14 protein-coding genes are annotated in these 15283 nt (G+C 68.0%); 9 read left to right on the top strand and 5 right to left on the bottom strand.

Features of this window, described 5'->3' with window-relative positions:
• Window positions 1–474 precede the first annotated feature (474 nt).
• Window positions 475–966, bottom strand: coding sequence for a hypothetical protein (locus tag SK803_RS44760; RefSeq protein WP_319972349.1), 492 nt, complete (start codon window positions 964–966; stop codon window positions 475–477).
• 63 nt (window positions 967–1029) lie between these two features.
• Here SK803_RS44760 and SK803_RS44755 point away from each other — a divergent pair, with 63 nt between their 5' ends.
• Both SK803_RS44755 and SK803_RS44750 read left to right on the top strand, forming a co-directional pair.
• Window positions 1030–1959, top strand: a complete 930-nt coding sequence (locus SK803_RS44755; RefSeq protein ID WP_319972348.1) for a threonine ammonia-lyase — start codon at window positions 1030–1032, stop codon at window positions 1957–1959.
• Window positions 1956–2864 (top strand): threonine ammonia-lyase, encoded by a 909-nt coding sequence (locus SK803_RS44750; RefSeq protein ID WP_319972347.1) that lies wholly within the window; start codon window positions 1956–1958, stop codon window positions 2862–2864. Before SK803_RS44755 ends, SK803_RS44750 begins: the two co-directional genes overlap by 4 nt.
• On the opposite strand, the gene SK803_RS44745 is transcribed toward SK803_RS44750, so the two are convergent.
• Entirely contained in the window at window positions 2838–4298 is a 1461-nt protein-coding gene (locus SK803_RS44745; protein WP_319972346.1) for an MFS transporter, read from the bottom strand. The two genes, SK803_RS44750 and SK803_RS44745, sit on opposite strands and share 27 nt — an antisense overlap.
• Window positions 4295–5050, bottom strand: a complete 756-nt coding sequence (locus SK803_RS44740; protein ID WP_319972345.1) for a GntR family transcriptional regulator — start codon at window positions 5048–5050, stop codon at window positions 4295–4297. Before SK803_RS44740 ends, SK803_RS44745 begins: the two co-directional genes overlap by 4 nt.
• 223 nt (window positions 5051–5273) lie before the next feature.
• Here SK803_RS44740 and SK803_RS44735 point away from each other — a divergent pair, with 223 nt between their 5' ends.
• Genes SK803_RS44735 through SK803_RS44715 form a run of 5 tightly spaced genes read left to right on the top strand, consistent with a single transcriptional unit; the run spans window position 5274 to window position 10837 of the window.
• A complete protein-coding gene (locus SK803_RS44735) occupies window positions 5274–6548 on the top strand; it encodes an extracellular solute-binding protein (RefSeq protein WP_319972344.1) in 1275 nt (424 codons plus the stop codon).
• A gap of 10 nt (window positions 6549–6558) precedes the next feature.
• Complete coding sequence (locus SK803_RS44730) at window positions 6559–7557, top strand: carbohydrate ABC transporter permease (RefSeq protein ID WP_319972343.1); 999 nt, start codon at window positions 6559–6561, stop codon at window positions 7555–7557.
• Window positions 7557–8375, top strand: a complete 819-nt coding sequence (locus SK803_RS44725) for a carbohydrate ABC transporter permease (RefSeq protein WP_319972342.1) — start codon at window positions 7557–7559, stop codon at window positions 8373–8375. Before SK803_RS44730 ends, SK803_RS44725 begins: the two co-directional genes overlap by 1 nt.
• Before the next feature lie 3 nt (window positions 8376–8378).
• Entirely contained in the window at window positions 8379–9797 is a 1419-nt protein-coding gene (locus SK803_RS44720) for a glycoside hydrolase family 3 protein (protein ID WP_319972341.1), read from the top strand.
• Entirely contained in the window at window positions 9794–10837 is a 1044-nt protein-coding gene (locus SK803_RS44715) for an SIS domain-containing protein (protein ID WP_319972340.1), read from the top strand. Before SK803_RS44720 ends, SK803_RS44715 begins: the two co-directional genes overlap by 4 nt.
• Before the next feature lie 302 nt (window positions 10838–11139).
• Here SK803_RS44715 and nagA read toward each other — a convergent pair whose 3' ends face one another.
• A complete protein-coding gene (gene nagA / locus SK803_RS44710) occupies window positions 11140–12339 on the bottom strand; it encodes an N-acetylglucosamine-6-phosphate deacetylase (protein WP_319972339.1) in 1200 nt (399 codons plus the stop codon).
• 189 nt (window positions 12340–12528) lie between these two features.
• On the opposite strand from nagA, the gene SK803_RS44705 reads away from it, so the two are divergent.
• A complete protein-coding gene (locus SK803_RS44705) occupies window positions 12529–13203 on the top strand; it encodes a FadR/GntR family transcriptional regulator (RefSeq protein WP_109631436.1) in 675 nt (224 codons plus the stop codon).
• Between the two features lie 273 nt (window positions 13204–13476).
• Here the strand turns inward: SK803_RS44705 and SK803_RS44700 are convergent, their stop codons facing one another.
• The gene (locus SK803_RS44700; RefSeq protein WP_319972338.1) at window positions 13477–14355 is read right to left on the bottom strand and encodes a LysR family transcriptional regulator; all 879 of its coding nucleotides are present in this window, start codon (window positions 14353–14355) and stop codon (window positions 13477–13479) included.
• 71 nt (window positions 14356–14426) lie between these two features.
• Here SK803_RS44700 and dapA point away from each other — a divergent pair.
• On the top strand, window positions 14427–15283 hold an 857-nt coding region (dapA, locus tag SK803_RS44695; RefSeq protein WP_319972337.1), incomplete at its 3' end, for a 4-hydroxy-tetrahydrodipicolinate synthase.

The raw sequence follows: 15283 nt of genomic DNA, 5'->3' as shown, positions 1-15283 counted from the left end.
CGGTTGGGGCGACTGGTGCGGCAGGGGCGCCAAACGCCGGTACGCTGAGAGCAGTCACGACTCCGGTGGCGAGAACAACGGCACCGGTTATACGGGCCGCACTCGTGCGGTTCATCAGACGTCTCCCTCACTTTCGGGTGCAGGGGAACCCGAGAGATCGGTTGCAGGGACCTCTCTCGGGGGCTCTAGGGGGACGGGTGGTGGGGCGGCGGCAGGGGTCGCCCCACCCCTCCAACTTCCGTCCAGCTGAGTTCTGTGACGAAGGCGCTGCGCTCAAGTGGTCGTGCCACGAGCCTCATCGCGCCCTCCTTCGGTCTCTTTCGGAGCTAATCTTTCGCCCGTTCGAGTGATACCGCCGGTCCGTTAGCTATTACGCCTGAACCCGACCGTGGACGAAGTGTGTCACAGCTCACGACAGATCAACTCCGCTGCGTAGCAATTGACAGTTAACTGTCGCTCAAAGTAGTGACGTGATCACCGAATGGGGTCGACAGTTGACGGCGGTGTCGAGCTGTCGGTCGGCTGTCGAGATCCTGTCGACGTAGTGGGTGGTCCGGTCGGCGTCGTGCTTTCGGTGGGCACCTGACTGGACGAGCTCGGCGGGACCGTGACGGTCTCCGTTTCGATCTTCGTCGTCTCGGTGCGGGTCTCGGTGTAGGTGCTCGTTTTCGACGTCGGACCGGGATCGGCGGACGTCGGCTTGCCGGTGACGAGCTGGACGCTCGTGACGGTGAGGACGGTGACCACGAAGGCGAGCAGGCCGCCGACCGCGATCATCTGCCAACGCTTTTCGCGTTCCATCGACCGTTGGTAGAACACGGCGCCCACTGTGGTCACCACGCTCGCGAGGATCGCGCCGATGATGGTGCCGGCGACGTTGAGGCGAAGGCTCAGCACGGCCGCGGTGGCGGCGGCGAGCACACTCGCGATGAGCTTGACGGGGGTGATTTTCTCCTTTTCAGACATGACACTTGTAGGACGTCGGGCACAGTTCACCGGTTGTGCGCCGGTGACGTGCATCATCAACGCATGCGCTTGGTGACCCTCGAAGACATCCACGCGGCCGCTGCCGCCATCGCCCCGCATGTCGTCCACACACCGTTGCTGTCGTTCGACTCCTCGCTGTGGATCAAGCCCGAGTGCTTGCAGCCGATCGGGGCCTTCAAGCAGCGCGGCGCCGTGAACGCGTTGTCCCGCATACCTTCCGAGGACCGCGCCCGTGGTGTCGTGGCGTACTCGAGCGGTAACCACGCGCAGGCAGTCGCTTACGCCGCCAAGATCCTGGGCATGCCGGCGGCGATCGTCGTGCCGAACAACACGCCCCAGCTGAAGATCGACGCCACACGCGCGCACGGCGCCGAGGTGTTCGTCGTCGGCATCACCGAACGCGAGTCACGCGCCGCCGAACTGGTCGAGGAACGCGGCGCCACGCTGATCCCGCCGTTCGACCACCCCGACGTGATCGCCGGCCAGGGCACCATCGGCCTGGAGATCTGCGCCGATCTTCCCGAGGTGGCCACGATCCTGGTCCCGGTGAGCGGCGGCGGACTGATCTCGGGCGTCGCGACGGCCGTGAAGTCCTTGCGCCCCAACGTTCGCGTGATCGGCGTCGAACCTGAGCTGGCCGCCGACACCGCCGCCTCGTTCGCCGCGGGCTCGCTGGTCCGGTGGGACGCGCACGACCGGGCCCGCACCAACGCCGACGGCCTGCGCGCCGAGCCCTCGGAGCTGACGTGGGCGCACATCCACGAGTACGTCGACGACGTCGTGACCGTCACCGAGGACGAGATCCGGGACGCGGTGAAGCAGATCTCCCGCCGCACGCGGGTCGTGTCGGAGACGAGCGGCGCCGTTCCCGTTGCCGCGTACCTGAACCGTGAACTGCCGGCCGGTCCGACCGTCGCGGTGGTGTCCGGCGGCAACATCGAGCCCGCCCTGCTCGCGTCGATCCTCGGATGATCACGCTCTCACAAATCCGTTCGGCGGCGACGGTCATCGCACCGCACGTGGTGCGCACGCCGTTGCTGCCGTTCGGCTCGGGCTGGCTCAAGCCGGAGAACCTGCAGCCGATCGGCGCGTTCAAACTCCGCGGCGCGCTGAACGCGTTGGCACGCCTGGAGAATCGCGAGAAGGGCGTGGTCGCGTACTCCAGCGGCAACCACGCCCAGGCCGTGGCGTTCGCGGCCAGGCTGCACGGCGTTCCGGCCGCGATCGTGATGCCGGACAACACCCCGCCGGTCAAGATCGAGGCCACGAAGGCGCTGGGGGCCGAGGTCTTCATCGTCGGCATCACCGAACGCGTCGAGCGTGCCGAAGCCCTGGTCGCCGAACGCGGCGCGACGCTGATCCCGCCGTTCGACCACCCGGACGTGATCGCCGGGCAGGGCACCATCGGCCTGGAGATCCTGGAGGACCTGCCGGACGTCGAGGCCGTCGTGGTGCCGATGTCCGGCGGTGGGCTGATCTCCGGGGTGGCCACGGCGATCAAGTCGCTGCGTCCGGACGTCCGCGTGATCGGCGCGGAACCCGAACTGGCGGCCGACATCGCGGATTCGCTCAAAGCGGGCGCACTGGTGCGCTGGGACCCGCTGAAACGCGCTCAGACGGTCGCTGACGCCCTCAGGGACGAGCCCTCGGCACTCACCTGGGCCCACATCGGCAAGCTCGTCGACGACGTGATCACGGTGTCGGAGGACGAGATCCTCGGCGCGGTGGCGGACCTGGCCCGCCGGGCGCGGCTCATCGCCGAACCGAGTGGTGCCGTGGCCGTCGCGGCGCAGGCCAAGCTCGGAGGTGCCGGTGTCGCCGTCGTGTCCGGCGGCAACGTCGATCCCGGGCTACTGGCGCGCCTTCTCGCCACCTGAGCGGATGTGCGTCGGCGGGCCCTCCACGCCGCAGTGCAGGCACTCGCCGGGGTGCGGAGCCTCCTGCTGGTCCGGCGCCGCGGCCAGCACCCGGTTGTCCACGCCGATCGCGAGGACACCACCGATGATCGACGCCACCGCGCACAGCACGAGGGCCATCTGCCACCCGGAGGTCATGACCGCCGGGTTCGTGTAGTCCTCGCCCATCAACCCGACCGCCGCGGGCAGCACGGCCATGGCCAGCAGGCTGCCGGTGCGTGCCACGGCGTTGTTGACACCGGACGCGACACCCGCGTGGTGATCGGGCGCGGAGGCGAGCACGGTCGCGGTGACCGGCGCGACCACGGCCGCGAGGCCCAGCGCGAACACCAGCACGCCGGGCAGCACGCCGGTCAGGTAGGCCGCGCCGGGAGCGGCGTTGCGCAGCAGCAACATCCCGATACCGATCACGATCGGGCCGAGGATGAGCTGCCAGCGCGGGCCGTAGCGCTGCGCGATCTTCCCCGAGGTCGACGACAGCAGCAGCATGATGATCGTGAGCGGCACGCTGGCCAGACCGGACGCCGTCGGCGAGTAGCCGAGCGACACCTGGAGCTGGAGCACCAGCAGCACCATCACGCCGCCGAGTGCCGCGTAGACCAGGAACGTCAGCAGGTTCGCCACCAGGAACGTCCGGTTGCGGAACAGCTCCGGCGGCACCAACGGGTCGTGCGACCGCACCTGGACCACGCCGAACGCGATCATCGCGACCAGTCCGAGCCCTGCCACCAGGTAGGACTGTTCGACCAGGCCGCCGGTGAGCAGGGCGAGCCCGACCGCGCCGACCAGCGCCGAGAGGTAGTTGGGGTGGCCCGCCTCGTCGTCCTGGGACTCCGGCACGAACCGCAGCGCCAGGAACACGCAGAGCGCCGCCACCGGCAGGTTCACCAGGAACGCGAGCCGCCACGACCACGCCTGCACGAGCAGACCGCCGACGAACGGCCCGATCGCGGTGGCCACGCCGGCCAGACCCGACCAGGCGCCGATCGCGCGCGACCGGTCCTCCCGGTTGAACGACGACTGCAGGATCGCGAGCGCACCCGGCGTCAGCAGAGCAGCGCCCACGCCTTGCAGCACCCGCGCGGCGACCAGCATCGGCACGTCCCACGCGACGCCGCACAGCAACGACGAGACGCCGAACCACACCACGCCGATCACGTAGACCCGGCGTCGCCCGAACCGGTCACCCAGCGATCCCGCGACCAGGATCAGGGAGGCCAGCGCGAGCATGTAGCCGTTCAGGATCCACTGCAGGTCGGTGACCGACGCGGTGAACTCCGCGCCGATCCGGGGCAGCGCCACGTTGACGATCGTCCCGTCGAGCATCGCCATGCCCGATCCGAGGATCGTCGTCGCCAGCACCCAGCGGGCGCGTGGCGTGCCCCAGGCGATCAAGACGGCCTGTTCAGCGTGGCGACGAACTTGTAGCGATCACCCCGGTACACCGAACGCACCCACTCGATGGGACTGCCCTCGGTGTCGTACGAGTGCCGCGACAGCAGCAGCATCGGCAGTCCGATGTCCGCACCGAGCAGCTCTGCCTCTTCAGGCGAGGCGAGGGCGGTCTCGATCGTCTCCTCGGCGTGTCCCATCTCGACACCGAACCGCTCGGACAGCACCTGGTACAGCGAGGCACCCGGCGCGAGATAGCGCCGCAACCCGCGGAACCGGCCGAGCGCCAGGTGGGTGGTCTCGATGGCCATCGGCTCGTTGTCGGCCAGACGCAGGCGGTGCAGTCGCAGCACCTTCGCACCGGGACGCACGCCGAGCAGCCGGGCGAGCTCGGCCTCCGCCGACATCTCGGAAGCCTCGATGAGCTTGGACGACGGCACCCGTCCCTGGGCCCGCATGTCCTCTGTGTACGAAGACAGCTGCAACCTCTGGGCGACCTTGGGTTCCGCCGCAAAGGTGCCTTTGCCCTGCACGCGGAGCAGCCGGCCTTCCACCGTCAGCTCGGCAAGCGCCTGGCGAACGGTGGTCCTGGAGACGTCGAACTCCGCCGCCAGCGACCGTTCCGTGGGGATCGGCGAACCGGGCGGCAGCGCCCTCAACAGGTCGAGCAGGTGCCGCTTGAGACCCCAGTACTTCGGCTCGCGTTGTGCACGCGTCCTGGCGTCCACGCCTGATGCAGGCGTCGTCTCCAGCATGGCCTCCTCCTCGCACTCCACGTCACGCCACACAAGGATGCCTTGTCCGTGTCGTTTCGTGCGTTCGAACCCCCGCCATTCGACACAAAAATGATCGGAGGACTCCGCAACGCTTTGGCAACGCGCTTGACAGGATCGGTGACGCAGCACACGCTGTTCCGCATTGGTCTACACCACTTGGACGTTCCGGCCGAGTGCCGGGCTTGGTGAAAGGGCGCGAACTGTGAAGGGCTGGAGAGGACTCGCTGCTGGTGCCGCCGCGCTGGCAGTGGCCGTGTCAGGCTGTGGCACGAGCACGAACAGCGGTAGCACCACGGAGACCAAAGAGATCACCGTGTGGCTCATGGACGGCTCCGCGCCGACGACCCTGACCGACGCCTTGAACAAGGAGTTCGAGTCGGCGAACGGGATCAAGGTCAAGTACGAGGTCCAGAAGTGGACCGGCATCCAGGAGAAGCTGACCACCGCGTTGGCCAGCAGCACTCCCCCGGACGTCATCGAGCTGGGCAACACCCAGACGGCGAGCTTCGCCGACCAGGGCACGCTGGCCGACCTCACCGCCGACGCCGGCCAGTTCAACGGCGGCGAGTGGCTGGGCGGTCTGAAGGACTCGCTGACGCTGAACGGCAAGCAGTACGGCGTGCCGTTCTACGCGGCGAACCGCACCGTGATCTACCGCACCGACCTGCTGCAGGCGGCCGGCGTCGCGAAGCCGCCGACGTCGCGTGCCGAGTGGATCGACGCGATCAACAAGCTCAAGGCCGCGAACGCCTCCAACCCGGAGTTCCAGGCCCTGTACCTGCCGGGTCAGTCCTGGTACTTCCTGCTCTCGCTGATCTGGGACGAGGGCGGCGACATCGCCAAGCTCGACAACGGCAAGTGGAGCGGCACGCTCGACACCCCGCAGGCGAAGGCCGGCTTCGAGGCCTACAAGGCGCTCTACGACGCGTCGGCCACCAAGAAGGTCCCGGCTGACATCGACGAGGCGAAGCCCCAGCAGATGGAGGTCTTCGGCACGGGCAACGTGGGCATGATGGTCGGCCTCCCGTGGGAGCTCGGCGGCGCCGTGAAGGCGAAGCCGGACCTCGCGGACAAGACCTCGGCGTTCCCGATCCCGTCCAAGAAGGCCGGTTCGGCCGCGCCGGTGTTCCTCGGCGGCTCGAACCTCGCCATCCCGGCGGCCAGCAAGAACGCCGCTGCCGCGAAGAAGTACCTCGCGCTGCTGTCCTCCAAGAACTACCAGGACCAGCTCGCCGCGGGTGGCGCTGTCCCCGGTACCTCGAAGGACACCTCGAAGCTCGCCAGCAACGCGATCGGCAAGGCCATGGCGGACTCGTCCCCCAACGGCAAGGTCACCCCGGTGACGCCGAAGTGGGCGGCCGTCGAGGCGGGCCAGAACCCGCTGAAGGACGCGCTGACCGCGTACCTGACCGGCGCGAAGACGCTGGACCAGGCGACGAAGGACGCGAGCGACGCCATCACCAAGGCCATGGCCTAGCCAAGCTGAGATGACGGCCGTCAAAACGACCGAAACGGCAGCGCCGGCAGGGGACATCCCTCCGGCGCTGCCGCCTGACGTGACGGGTGGGGCGCGCAAGCGCCGCCGCCGGGGCGGTGCCTTCGACCGGGCACTGCCCTACCTGCTGCTGGCTCCCGCACTCATCGCGATCCTCTGGCTGATCGGCTGGCCGGTCGTCTCGGTGTTCGTGACGAGCTTCCGCCAGCTCAACCTCGGTGAACTGGTCCGCGGCGAGATCGTGTGGACCGGCTTCGACAACTACGTGACGGTGCTGAAGGACGAGCGGTTCTGGACCGTCTCGTTGCGCACCATCGTCTTCACCGTCGGCGTCGTCGTGGCGTCGGTGGGCATGGGCCTCGGGATCGCGCTGCTGATGCGCGTGCTCACGCCGTGGGTGCGGATCGCGCTGCAGATCGCGATGCTCTGCGCGTGGGCCATGCCGATCCTCGCGTCCACGACGGTCTACCAGTGGATGTTCGACCAGAACTACGGCATCTTGAACAAGACGCTGGTGCAGCTCGGGTTCGACTCGTTCGCCGGCTACTCGTGGTTCTCGTCCGGCACGTCGACGCTGTCCGTCGTCGGCCTGCTGATCGTCTGGCAGGCGATCCCCTTCCTCGCCTTCTCGCTCTACGCCGGACTCGTCGGCATCCCCCGCGACCTCTACGAGGCGGCGGGCATCGACGGCGCGACGGGCTGGCAGACGTTCCGCGCGGTGACGTGGCCGGAGATCCGGTCGCTGCTGATGATGGTGACGTTCCTGTCGACGTTGTGGGACTTCAAGGTCTTCGCCCAGATCTGGGTGTTCCGCGAGGGTGGTCCCAGCGGTGAGAGCACGACGTTGCCGGTGCTGCAGTACCTGGAAGGCATCGCGAAGAGCCACTTCGGCGTCGCGGCCGCGATCTCCGTGCTGATGATGCTCATCCTCGGCCTGATCACGTTCCAGTACCTGCGCAAGCTGTTGCAGACCGAGGAGGGCAAGATCTGATGCTCAAGAAGTCTGCGGCGAACCTCACGGGGCTCGCGCTCGCGTTGTTCTTCCTCTTCCCGACGTACTGGATGATCACGTCGGCGATGAAGCCCAAGGGCACGACGATCACGTCGGACTACGACCTGATCCCGTTCTCGGTGACCTTCTCGAACTTCGTCACGGCGTGGACCAAGCCGGGCTTCCTGTCCTCGCTCGGCAACAGCCTGCTGGTGACGCTGACCGCGGTCGTCGCCGCGATCATCATCGGCATCACCGCGGCGGTCGCCATGTCGCGCTTCGCGTTCCGCGGCCGCAAGAGCTTCGTGCTGCTGATGCTGGTGGCGCAGATGGCGCCGTTCGAGGCGTTGCTGATCCCGATGTTCCTGATGATGCGGGATCTCCAGCTCTACGAACACCTCTCCTCGCTGATCCTGGTGTACTTCGCCGTGACGCTGCCGTTCTGCGCGTGGACGTTGCGCGGGTTCGTCAACGGCATCCCGGTGGAGCTCGAAGAGGCCGCGATGGTCGACGGCTGCGGCCGGTGGGGCGCGTTCCAGAAGGTGACACTTCCCTTGCTGGGACCGGGTCTCGTCGCGACCTCGGTGTTCGCGTTCATCACGGCGTGGAACGAGTTCCTGTTCGCCAAGGTGCTGATCCGCAGCCAGGACAGGGAAACCCTGCCCGTGTGGCTGTCAGGTTTCCAGACCGCGTTCGGCACCGACTGGGGTGGCGCGATGGCCGCGTCCGTCCTGTTCACCGTGCCGGCACTGGTGTTCTTCCTCATCGTCCAGCGCAAGATGGTCGCCGGCGTCACCGCCGGTGCAGTGAAGGGATGACGCGTGGATCAGTTGGCCGCAGCCGTTCTGCTACCCGGATTCCACGGAACGACCGCCCCCGACTGGTTGCGGCGGCGGGTCGCTGACGGGCTGGGCGGCGTTGTGCTCTTCGGGCGCAACGTCGTCGACGACGCCCAGGTGACCGCGCTGTGCGACGAACTGCGTTCGGTGCGCCCGGACGTGGTGATCGGCATCGACGAGGAGGGCGGCGACGTCACGCGGCTCGACGCGGGCCGCGGCTCAGAGGTGCCGGGCAACCACGCCCTGGGCGCGGCGGACGACCTGGACCTCACCAGGTCGGTCGCGGCGTCCATCGGCGCCCGGCTGGCGAAGTGCGGAATCTCGTTGAACCTCGCCCCGTCCGCCGACCTCGTGCTGACCCTGGACGACCCGATCATCGGCGTCCGTGCGTTCGGTTCGGACCCGGTGCTCGCCGCACGACACGTCGCCGCGTGGGTCGAAGGCCTGCAAGCCGTGGGCGTTGCCGCCTGCGCCAAGCACTTCCCCGGCCACGGAGCGTCCACTGAGGACTCCCACGAACAGCTTCCGGTCCTCCCGCGCACCGAGGAACAACTGCGCGCCGTGGAACTCGTCCCGTTCCGGGCAGCCGTGAACGCGGGCGTCCGTTCGATCATGACCGGCCACCTGGTCGTCCCCGAGTGGGGCACCGCGCCGGTCACGCTGAACAAGCACGCCATCAACCTGCTCCGCACCGAACTCGGCTTCACCGGCGCCGTCATCACCGACGGCCTGGACATGAAGGCCGTCGGCGGAGACCTGGCCATGGGCGCGGTCCGAGCCCTCGCAGCAGGCGTCGACGCCCTCTGCCTGGGCGGCATCGCCCTGGACGACGACGACCTCCAGTGGCTGATCGACTCGATCGTCGCCGCCGTGAAGTCCGGCGAACTCTCCGAAGAACGCCTCACCCAGGCAGCCGCCCGCTCCCTGGCCCTGGGCCTCCCGCCGTCCACCGTCGACGCCCACGACGCTGAGATCGGTCTCACGGCCGCTCGACGCGCCATCGAGGCCCGCGGCCGGGTTAGTGTCGGAGCCGACCCGGTAGTAGTCGACCTGGTCGTGGACCCGTCGATCGCGGTAGGCGACGTCCCGTGGGGCCTGGGGCCCTACCTGCGCGAGGTGCTGCCAGGCGCCGAAGTGATCGCCACAAGAGACGTCACCGCGGAAGAAGTTGCGAAAACCGCAGGTGACCGCACGATTGTGGTCGTGACCCGAGACGCCCACCGCCACACCAGCGCTCGACAACTGGTAACAAACTTAACTAATCTGGGCTTGGACGTCGTGCACGTCGAAACCGGCGTGCCGGGTCCGGACCTGGGCAGCGTCGCCCGCATCGACACCCACGGCGGTTCTCGGGTGAGCCTCCGAGCCGCGGCCGAGCTGATCCTGAAAGGCACGACATGACCACGCCCCAGCCAGGCCGGCACATGGCAGCGGAGATCGCCGCACAGCCGTCGATCTTCTCCTCGCTCTACGCGTCCCGCTCAGCCATCGCCGAGGTAGCCGCCGTAATCCGCGAACGCGCCCCGCGCTTCGTCCTCTTCGCGGCCCGCGGCTCCAGCGACCACGCCGCGATCTACGCCAAGTACCTCACCGAAATCCTGCTGGAGCTCCCCGCAGGCCTGGTCTCCGCCTCGACCACCACGTTGTACGGCGCAGAACCCGACCTCCGCGACGTACTGCTCGTGACGGTGTCGCAGTCGGGCGGTTCCCCCGACCTCCTGGAGGTCACCGCCTCCTACCGCCGCCGAGGCGCCCTGACCGTGGCCGTGACCAACACGTCCTCCTCACCGCTGAACGCGGCAGCCGAACTCTCGGTGGACGTCTCAGCAGGCGTAGAACACGCAGTGGCGGCAACCAAGACCTACTCCGCCACCCTCCTGGCGCTCTACCTCCTCATCGACGCCATCCGAGGCGGCAACGGCGAAGCCGCCGCCTCCCTCGGCGACCTGGCCCAGGTAACCCTCGACGCCAGCACCCCCACCGTCGACGAAGCAGTCCGCCGCTACCGCTTCGTGGACAGGGTCCTCACCACCGGCCGTGGCTACTCCTACGCCACAGCCCTGGAAGCCTCCCTCAAACTCGCCGAAACCTCATACCTCGCAGCCCGCGCCTACAGCGGCGCGGACCTGCTCCACGGCCCAGTGGCAGCCGTCGACGGCGAAACCGCAGTCCTCGCCATCACCTCCCTCGGCAAGGGCGGCGACTCCATCCGCGACGCCCTGGACGTGGTCCACCAACGCGGCGCAGACGTGGTCGCCGTAGGTTCAGCATCAGAAAAGGTGGGCGCCACCCTCTCCATCTCGATCCCCGGGACGGCAGAAGAAGTGGCCCCAGTACTGGAAATCCTCCCCGTCCAACGCCTCGCCCACGGCCTGGCGCTGGCACGCGGCGGCGACCCGGACAGCCCCCGGGGCCTGAACAAGGTCACCAGAACCCTTTAACACCACAAAAAAGCCCGCCCGGAACACTCCGGGCGGGCTTTTTCGCTTTGTGGCGACGGCGAAGCCGAGCTGCTCTTGGCTTGAAACGGGAGATTCCGGTGGGTGGTCCCGTCACGACTCGTGACGGGACCACCCACCCGAACCGCACCACCTGCGCAACGCGCCGCCGCCCAAAGCAACTGGCGTGCCATCAACCCGCCGGTGGCGTGGACAAGGTCCTTGATCAGATTGGCGGGGTCCGGGGCGGAGCCCCGAAATCCCTAAACGGGACCCGACGCACCCAACCCGACCACCCGCACCCCCTACTGCCCAGCGGTGGCATAACCGGCCGGGACAGGCAAAGCAGGCACAGCAGCGTCGAACACCACTCGCCCATCAACCCAAACCTTCTTGGGCCGCAACTCGTCATCCCACCAAACCAGGTCAGCCACAGCCCCAGGCGCCAACCGCCCGAGCCCGGCCTCCCCAATCACCTCAGCCGGAACAATCGTCGCTGATGCCAACGCATCCGCCACCGGCACACCCACCGACACGATGTTCCGAACAGCCCGGTCAAGCGTCAGCGCAGACCCAGCGATGGTCCCCTCAGGCGACCGAGGAACTCCATCCTCGGTGAGCAGCACATCCGCTCCACCCAAGTGGTACCGCCCAGGCGGCATCCCAGCGGCCGCAACAGCATCGGTCACCAGCGCGACCCGAGCCCCGGCAGCGTTGAACACCAGCCGGCAAACATCCGGCCCAACATGCGCGAGGTCCGCGATGAGCCCAAGCGTGAACCGCTCATCGACCAACGCCACCCCGGGCACACCGGGTTCCCGATGTCCCAACGGCCTCTGCGCGTTGAACAGGTGAGTGACCATCCGCGCCCCGGCATCAGCAGCGGCCCGAGTCTGCTCACCGGTGGCATCCGAATGCCCCACGGCGACCAGCACCCCAGCCTCGACCAGCCGGCGCACAGCCTCCAACCCACCAGGCTGCTCAGGCGCCAACGTCACCATCCGCAACGCCCGGCGCAACGTGTCATCGTCGAGCAAAGCCGAAATCTGGTCCGGCCCGGGCTCAACCATGAACGACGGATCGTGCACCCCAGCCCGTTTCGGCGACAGAAACGGGCCCTCGAGATGCACCCCGAGCGGCCGAGCCCCCACCCCGTCCGGCAACGCGGCGGAAGCAGCCAGCACGGCACGTGCCTGCCTCAGCACCACGTCCACTGGCGCGGTGATCAACGTCGGCAAGAACCGGGTCACACCGGTAGAGGGCAAAGCCTCGGCCACGGACCGCATCCCGTCGGCGTCCACCTCGGCGAAGTCGACGCCGACGGCGCCGTTCACCTGGACGTCGACGAGCCCTGGTGTGAGCAGTCCATCGGAGAGGACCTCCGCGCCGGGTGGTGCTTCACCGGTGGTCACCTCGACGATGCGGCCGTCCCTGATCCGCACCGAGGCAGGACCGACGATCGTGCGACCGAGCAAAGCGCGCGGTGCTGCGACAACGGCGTCCAAGATCCCTCCTAGAATGGTCCAGACCATTATGGCGACAACAGGGGTTCCCGTCACGTCTCGTTAAGAGATAACCATCCCACATAACAGTACGTGAATCAGGGCCGTCTGTACCGTCATGCGTCGAAGTTGACCTCCCGTGGCGCATACTGGGCATCAGACATCCGAGGTCTACGACGAGTTGAGGGTGCCGTGGCAGTCACTGATGACGCGATCCTGCGGGTCAAGGAGATGATCGTTTCGGGCGAGCTCAAGCCCGGCGACCGCCTCCCGCGTGAGGCTGACCTGGCCGAACGCCTCGGCCTGTCGCGCAACTCCCTGCGCGAAGCCGTGAAAGCGCTGTCACTCGTTCGAGTGCTCGACGTCCGCCAGGGCGACGGTACCTACGTCTCCTCACTCCGCGCCGACGACCTGCTGGGCGCACTCTCCTTCGTGCTCGATCTGCACCGCGGCGAAGATTCGGTACTCGAAGTTCTCCAGGTCCGCCGCATCCTCGAGCCCGCCGCCGCCGCGATGGCCGCCCAGCGCATCGACCCGGACGAGGTCATCAAGCTCCGCGCCCTCTGCGACGCCGCCGAGTCCGCCAAGTCCGTAGAAGAACTGGTCGAACACGACCTGGACTTCCACCGCGCCATCGCCCAGTGCTCCGGCAACGCCTATCTGGCCCAACTGCTCGACACCCTGGCCGGCCCGACCGTCCGCGTCCGCATCTGGCGCGGCATCACCCAGTCCAACGCCGTGGACCGCACGGTCGCCGAGCACCGCGCCATCGTCGACGCCCTCGCCGCCCACCAGCCAGAACTCGCGCGCAGCTGGTCGACGGTGCACGTGGCCGGCGTCGAGCAGTGGCTCTCCGACCTGGCCTGACCGGTGTCGTACTTCGACATCCAGGGCTACGAACCCCAGTGGCTCAACGGCTTGTCATCGATCGCCACGGCTCACGGCCCACGGCTCTGACAGGCCACCACCTGCAGCACGCCTGCCTGCTGGTTCGGGCGTCTGCAAGTACCACCAACTCTTGATCGAATCGCCTGCAACCGCACCCAACCTGTTCGACGATCGCCGAACAGGTTGGGTGTAGATATGTGCCTGTTGATGTTGAGCTGGTGGTACTTGCAGACGGCATCAGCTGCGGACCAGTCAGACCTGGCGTAGCTGCTCCAGCACCGCACGCACCGCGGGCTGCCCGTCCGCCCGATGCCGCACCACAGCCGAAACAGTCCGGAACACCTGCTGCGTCAACGGCCGCAACGCCACCCCGGGCCGCCGAGCCACGGACGGCACCAACGCGACCCCGAGACCGGCCTCGACCAGCCCGCACATCACTCCGAAGTCGTCGCAGTAGGCCTGCGCACGCGGTACGAACCCGGCGGCGCCGCACGCCCGTTGGGTCAGCTCGTGGCACGACGCGTCGGTGCGCGGCATGATCCACGGCCGGTCGGCCAGCACCGCCAGATCCACCGAATCCTGCTGCACCAACGGATCGCTCAACGGCAGCGCCACGTTCACGGGCTCCACGAACAGCTCGTGCGACTCGCACGAAGTAGGCAACGAGCGCGGCATGATGTTGTACGAGTGGATCACTGCGATGTCGATGTCCCCGCGCCGCAACGCGGGCAGCGACGCCTCCGGTTCCATCTCGTGCACGAACAGCTCCACATCGGACCCGTGCGCCGAGCGCAGCACCTGGATCACCCGTGGCAACAGGGCGGCGATCGACACGAACGCCCCTACACGCACCACGCCGGACACGGAGGTCCGCAGCGAAGCGAGATCTGCCTCGGCCGCGGCCAGTTGGTCCAGGACCAGCTGCGTGTGAGCGGCCAGCACGTGTCCGGCACGGGTCAAAACCAACTTCCGCCCCTCCCGTTCGACCAGGGGCACGCCTGCCTCGCGTTCCAGGGCCGCGAGCTGCTGGGAGACAGCCGGAGAGGTCACGTGCAGGGCCTCCGCGGCCGCGGTGACCGTGCCGTGAACCGACAGAGCGTGGAGCAATCTCAACCGCCGTACGTCCAACACAAAGCTCAGCTTAACGTTCCGAGCAGAACTTCTAACTGGAACTTTGTGAAGACTAGAGCCACGCTGGAGTCATGTTCGGACGAGTGCTGGTAGCGATGGTCACCCCGTTCACCCCCGACGGTGACCTGGACCTCAAGGGTGCGCAGGAGCTGGCGGCGCACCTCGTCGGCAAACAAGGCGTGGACGGGCTGGTCGTCAACGGCACGACCGGCGAGGCGCCGACCACGACCGATGCCGAGAAGGCGCAGGTCATCAAGGCCGTGGCGGAAGCCGTCGGCGACCGGACCCAGATCCTCGCGGGCGTCGGCACCAACTCCACCCGCCACACCATCGAGCTCGCCCACAGCGCCGAGCAGCACGGCGCGGACGGCCTGCTCGTCGTGACGCCGTACTACAGCAAGCCCACGCAGGAGGGCGTCGAGAACCACTTCCGGCAGGTGGCCGACGCGTCCGGCCTGCCCGCGCTGCTCTACGACATCCCCGGCCGCACGGCCACGGCGATCGAGACGGAGACGCTGCTCAGGCTGTCCGAGCACCCGCGCATCGTGGGCGTGAAGGACTGCAAGGTCGACCTGCTGGCGACCGCCCGCGTCATCGCCGAGACCGGCCTCGACTTCTACTCCGGCAACGACGAGCTGATCCTGCCGCTGTACTCGATCGGCGGCGTCGGCACGGTCAGCACCGTCGGGCACGTCGTCGGCAACGAGATCAAGGCGATGCTCGACGCCTACGACGAGGGCGACAACAAGGAAGCCCTGCGCCGCCACCAGGCCCTGCTGCCGGTGATCACCGCGATCATGACCCGCGAGCCCGGCGCCGTGGCGGTCAAGGCCGCGCTCAACCTGCTCGGACTCCCGGCAGGCCCGGTCCGCGAGCCGCTCGCCGAGGCCACGCCGAAGCTGATCAACGAACTGAAGGCGCTCTTCGT

Source organism: Lentzea miocenica (assembly GCF_033949945.1).
Classification (GTDB): Bacteria; Actinomycetota; Actinomycetes; order Mycobacteriales; family Pseudonocardiaceae; genus Lentzea; species Lentzea miocenica.
This window is presented reverse-complemented; position numbering and strand designations above follow the sequence as displayed.